Here is a 4,464-nt window from a genome sequence, read left to right on the forward strand (position 1 = left end):
TCGCAATCCACTTGTGATGGCTCAAACCATCGCGTCTCTTGACGAGTTGACCGGCGGACGGATGATTCTGTCGCCTGGAGCCTGCACGAACACGCATGCGCGTCGCTACGGGATCGAGCCTATCTCGCCGCCGCAGGTGCTTCGCGAGTGGGTAGAGGCCATGCGGCTCGTCATCAGCGGCAAAAACGCGTCATACCACGGCCAGGTCGTAAGTTTCGACGACGCCCAGCTTGGGTTCGAGCCCGTACGCGATCACATTCCCTTCTTGATCCCTGCCACAAGCACCACCGGTCTCCGTCTTGCTGGAAAGATCGGAGATGGTGTCATGCTCAACGCGGTCTGTTCGCCGGAATACTCCACGAACGCGCTCGCAATCGTTCGCGATTCTCTAGAGGAAGAAGGTCGGAGCTGGGACGACTTTATCGTCGCGCAAATAGTCAATTGCTCAATAGTCCAATCTACAGGCGATGAAAAATTTAAATATGATTTTCTAAAAGACAGCTCAAGTCGCCTTCCTCCATCGACTGACTTCAGCCCTAATGAATCTATTGAACATTTTCCTTTCTGTTTTAAAGCTTTTATCCCTTCTCTCCACTTTTCAACTGGGAAACTCTCCCGGATAAAAAGCTGACTTTCTGAGTCATCAGGTTCCAAATAACCATCATATTCAAGAAAAACCTGATTACCCTGGAAATAAAGACCCAGCCTACATGCCCCATGTTCATCACCAGCAACTTCAGCAATAGTCCTTTTCATTTTTATTTCCCTCCTTTTTTGGTAGAAGTTTGTAGAAGTTTAAAGTTGAATGTTTGACTGTTATGTTCATGGTAAAAGTTAAACAGCTTGCTATTCCATTAATTTTAATCAAAACTCATTTTCTATCTTTTATAACCTCCTTATTTTAAATTAACAAATTACCTTTTCGCTCAATTGGTCGTTTAATCTTGAATAAGCTAATATGTTAAAAAACCAATTTTGACAGCATATGAACTTAAAAATCGGGCAAGCATTTTCCGGCCACGATAAAGGCGAGACATCACCGTCCCAATCGGTATGTTAAGCGCTTCAGCGATCTCCTTATATTTGAACTCGCTTACATCGCATAACAGTACTACAATTCGATTATGCTCTGGCAATCTATTGAGCGCGGTTGTAATTTTATCATCAAACAGGTCATCATAATTTTCCATAGAGCCCAGAGTTTGGTTTTCAAAATCTTCCCAGGTTTTTTTAACTGAAAGAGTCGTGCAAGTTTTTTCGAAATTCACACGAGCAGGCTCACGTTTTTTATGATTGTAGTGAGTAATAAAATGATTGGTAAGGATGCGTGACATCCATGCATGAATATTCGTTCCGGGCTCAAATCGATGAAAGAAACGATATGCTCTCAAGTAAGTGTCTTGAACTAAATCTTCCGCATCTAGCGGATGTTTTGTCATTCTGAGAGCCGCGCCATAAATTTGGTTCTTAAAAGGGATAGCAAGTGCTTCAAAATTTTTATGTTTTTGTTGTAAATGAATGCGCTTGTCTTTTTTGAACGAAATTCTCACTCTGATGCGCTCCTGTTATTATTTCCCTATTTTTCCCTCTAATGCAGAATACTTTTCTGAAGCCTGTTCCCGCTTTGACGAAAGAAGTTCTCGCGCCGCCAACGATGCAACTCGGGTCGCATTGCTTGGGCTCATAATGGCTCACTCCACGTTGTGCGGCTGCCCTCATATAAATAAGGGACAGCCCTTACCACCAGTTATTTTGCCGTGACCTTTTGAAGGGCTTGCACCGCTTCTTCGGTGGTCCAAACCGTATTCGCGATGAAGCGGAAATTAACCAGCGCCGCCGCATAACCGTCGCCGTCAGGGATGACAGCGGCCGCCGTCGCGTCTTTAACGACAGCAACTTCAAAACCTCGTTCCAGCAGTTCACGCAAATGGGACTCGGTGCACAGATTTGCCGACATGCCGGCCAGGATAACTTTGTCGATACCGCGCTTGCGAAGCTGCAGCATGAGGTCGTTAAACCTACGGGAGGCATGAGGAGGGAGGAAGGTACTCTGTTTTAGTAATCAAATCTGTTGAAAAGAAATTCCTCCATTAACCCAACACATTCGCAGACAAACCAGCAGAATGCAGCATATTGCTTACAGAAGTTGGGCAATTCAACAAAAAAATCTTCTTTGTAAGCAGTTTTATCAGGACTTCCACGGCTTTGGGACACATGAATGTTACATAGCAAATTTCAAAAATAATCTCTCGTTCAGGAAGCTCCATTAAGCGACTTATTTCATTTTTCCAGTCCGGCACATTTTCATCCGAAATCTCGCCTTCAATTTTTATGATAACGGTTAAGTCATTTTCAAATATTCTTTCGATTCGGAACATATCAACCTGATGTTTAAATGTTACTATTACTTAACTTGCCAAAACCGTACCAAAACAAAAAAGCCACTCGGTTACTTTCCCAAGTGGCTTTATTAAAAGAAGTTAGATGACTTTAGCACCAGGAGCTTGACTAGAGGAGGTGCTCAAAATTTTGTCGGTATGCCGACACAGAGTCGGTAATCCGTCAAGGTTGCTGCATTTTAGAAATGCCTAGTTTTTTCATTCTATCTATCAAAGTCGTTCGTTTCATGCCCAACAATGTTGCAGCGCCATGAGGTCCGCCAACAACACCTGCGGTTTTTTCTAATGCTCTCTGGATATGCATGCGTTCTACTTCCTCAAGAGTGGAAATCTCTGCCTCTGTTGTGGGATGTTGAATGGATATTCCAATATGTTCCTGCTGCAGCAGTCGGCCTTCGCAAAGAATCATGGCCCGTTCGAGGATATTAGCCAATTCTCGAACATTTCCCGGCCAATCATAGCTCATGAGCTTTTCCTGCGCCTTGGGGCTTATATTTTGAATCCTTTTGCCCATTCTGTGGGAAAATTTTTTGATAAAGTAATTTATTAAAAGTGGGATATCGTCAATGCGCTCTCGCAGCGGGGGAATGTGAATCGGGAAAATATTCAATCGATAAAACAGATCGGTACGGAAAGCACCGTGCTTGACGTCCTCCTCTAAATTTCGATTGCTGGCCGCAATGACTCTGACATTTACTTTTTGGGTTTGTGTGCCGCCAACGCGCTCAAATTCCTGTTCCTGCAAAACACGCAGGAGTTTGGTTTGTGTTTCAAGCGGTAGCTCTCCGATTTCGTCCAGGAAGATGGTTCCGCCGTTAGCAAGCTCAAACCGGCCCTTCTTTTTGGTCGTGGCGCCGGTAAAAGCCCCTTTCTCATGACCGAATAGTTCGCTTTCGACCAAGCCGGCCGGTAAGGCAGTGCAATTTACTTTTACCATCACCTTATCTTTCCGATTGCTTAAATTATGAACGACCCGAGCTAGCAATTCTTTGCCCGCGCCCGTTTCACCTGTCAAAAGGACGGTCGAATCGGTGGTAGCTACCTTTTCAATGTTTTGAAACACTTTTTTCATGGCGGCAGAAGCACCTATCACTTCCCGAAAATTATACTCGGTTTTAATTTCCTCCTGCAGATAATCCTTCTCGAGCTGCAATTTGTTCAGTTCTGCTTCAGCCTGCTTGCGCTCATCAATATCTCGCAAAATAATTGTGTAGAGTTTCTGTCCAGACACCTCAACCTGCGAAATAGTGGCCTCGATGGGAAACTCTTCACCGTTAGCACGAATGGCGGTGAGTCCTTCCGGTGCCGACATATATTGCTTGGTAATTTTATGCTTACCAAAGTCTTGCAAATCACTTGTGAGTAAATTGCCGAAGCTCTTAGAGAGGAATCTATCAATCGGCTTACCTATTGCCTCAGCAGCGGGGCAGCGAAAAACCGTTTCGGCGGCTTCATTGAAAAGGACGATACACCTAGCGTCGTTTATGGCGATGATGGCATCCATGGCGGATTCTAATATATGAGATAGTCGCTTTTCGCTTTCCACCAACGCCGTCCTCGCCTGCTCGCTCTCCTCTATTTCCTTTCCTAATCTGTCAAGGGCCTTTTGCAGTTCTTCCGTCCGTTCCTCAACCCGTCTCTCTAACTCCTCCTTAGCTCGACGCAGTGCCTCCTCCGCCTGCTTGCGCTCGGTGATGTCTATATTGATACCAACCCAATTACTTATTTTTCCAGAGTCGTCTCGAACCGGTGTGCCAATAAATGTGACGGCTTTATAGGAACCTTCCTTGGTTTTGAATCTACATTCTCCTTCATAAGGCTCACCATGCTTGTATGCGCGTTCCCATTTTGCAAGCAAACCCGGGGTGTCTTCGGGGTGCACTGATTCTACCCACTTAGAACCCAGTGACTCTTTTAGGTCACGCCCCGTCCATTCTTGCCAGGCTTTGCTTAGAAATGTCGACTGACCTTCAGCATTTGTAAGCCAGATAACATGGGGAATTGATTCAATAAGCGTCCGATAAAGTGTCTCCTGAGATGCCAAGGCCGTCTGCGCCCGCCTACG

4 protein-coding genes and 1 pseudogene are annotated in these 4,464 nt (G+C 45.2%); 1 reads left to right on the forward strand and 4 read right to left on the reverse strand.

The annotated features are described in order from the left end of the window. Positions 1-631, forward strand: a 631-nt coding sequence (locus IH879_20210; protein MCH7677253.1) for an LLM class flavin-dependent oxidoreductase, incomplete at its 5' end; no start/stop codon positions are given. 322 nt (positions 632-953) lie between these two features. Here the strand turns inward: IH879_20210 and IH879_20215 are convergent. From IH879_20215 to IH879_20230, 4 genes and pseudogenes are all read right to left on the reverse strand, one after another. Continuing rightward, the gene (locus tag IH879_20215) at positions 954-1,550 is read right to left on the reverse strand and encodes a sigma-70 family RNA polymerase sigma factor (protein MCH7677254.1); all 597 of its coding nucleotides are present in this window, start codon (positions 1,548-1,550) and stop codon (positions 954-956) included. Between the two features lie 197 nt (positions 1,551-1,747). Continuing rightward, a pseudogene (locus IH879_20220) lies at positions 1,748-2,014 on the reverse strand (isochorismatase family protein). Positions 2,015-2,090: 76 nt separating this feature from the next. Next, on the reverse strand, positions 2,091-2,378 hold the full coding sequence (locus IH879_20225; protein MCH7677255.1) for a hypothetical protein: 288 nt from the start codon (positions 2,376-2,378) through the stop codon (positions 2,091-2,093). A 184-nt stretch (positions 2,379-2,562) separates the two neighbouring features. After that, complete coding sequence (locus IH879_20230) at positions 2,563-4,443, reverse strand: sigma 54-interacting transcriptional regulator (protein ID MCH7677256.1); 1,881 nt, start codon at positions 4,441-4,443, stop codon at positions 2,563-2,565. Between the last annotated feature and the right edge of the window lie 21 nt (positions 4,444-4,464).

The organism is candidate division KSB1 bacterium, assembly GCA_022562085.1.
Lineage (GTDB): Bacteria > Zhuqueibacterota > Zhuqueibacteria > Oceanimicrobiales > Oceanimicrobiaceae > Oceanimicrobium.

What these genes read in the sequence shown, in the direction of transcription:
- IH879_20225 (MCH7677255.1), bottom strand. Translation starts at nt 2,378, where the DNA reads ATGTTCCGAATCGAAAGAATATTTGAAAATGACTTAACCGTTATCATA.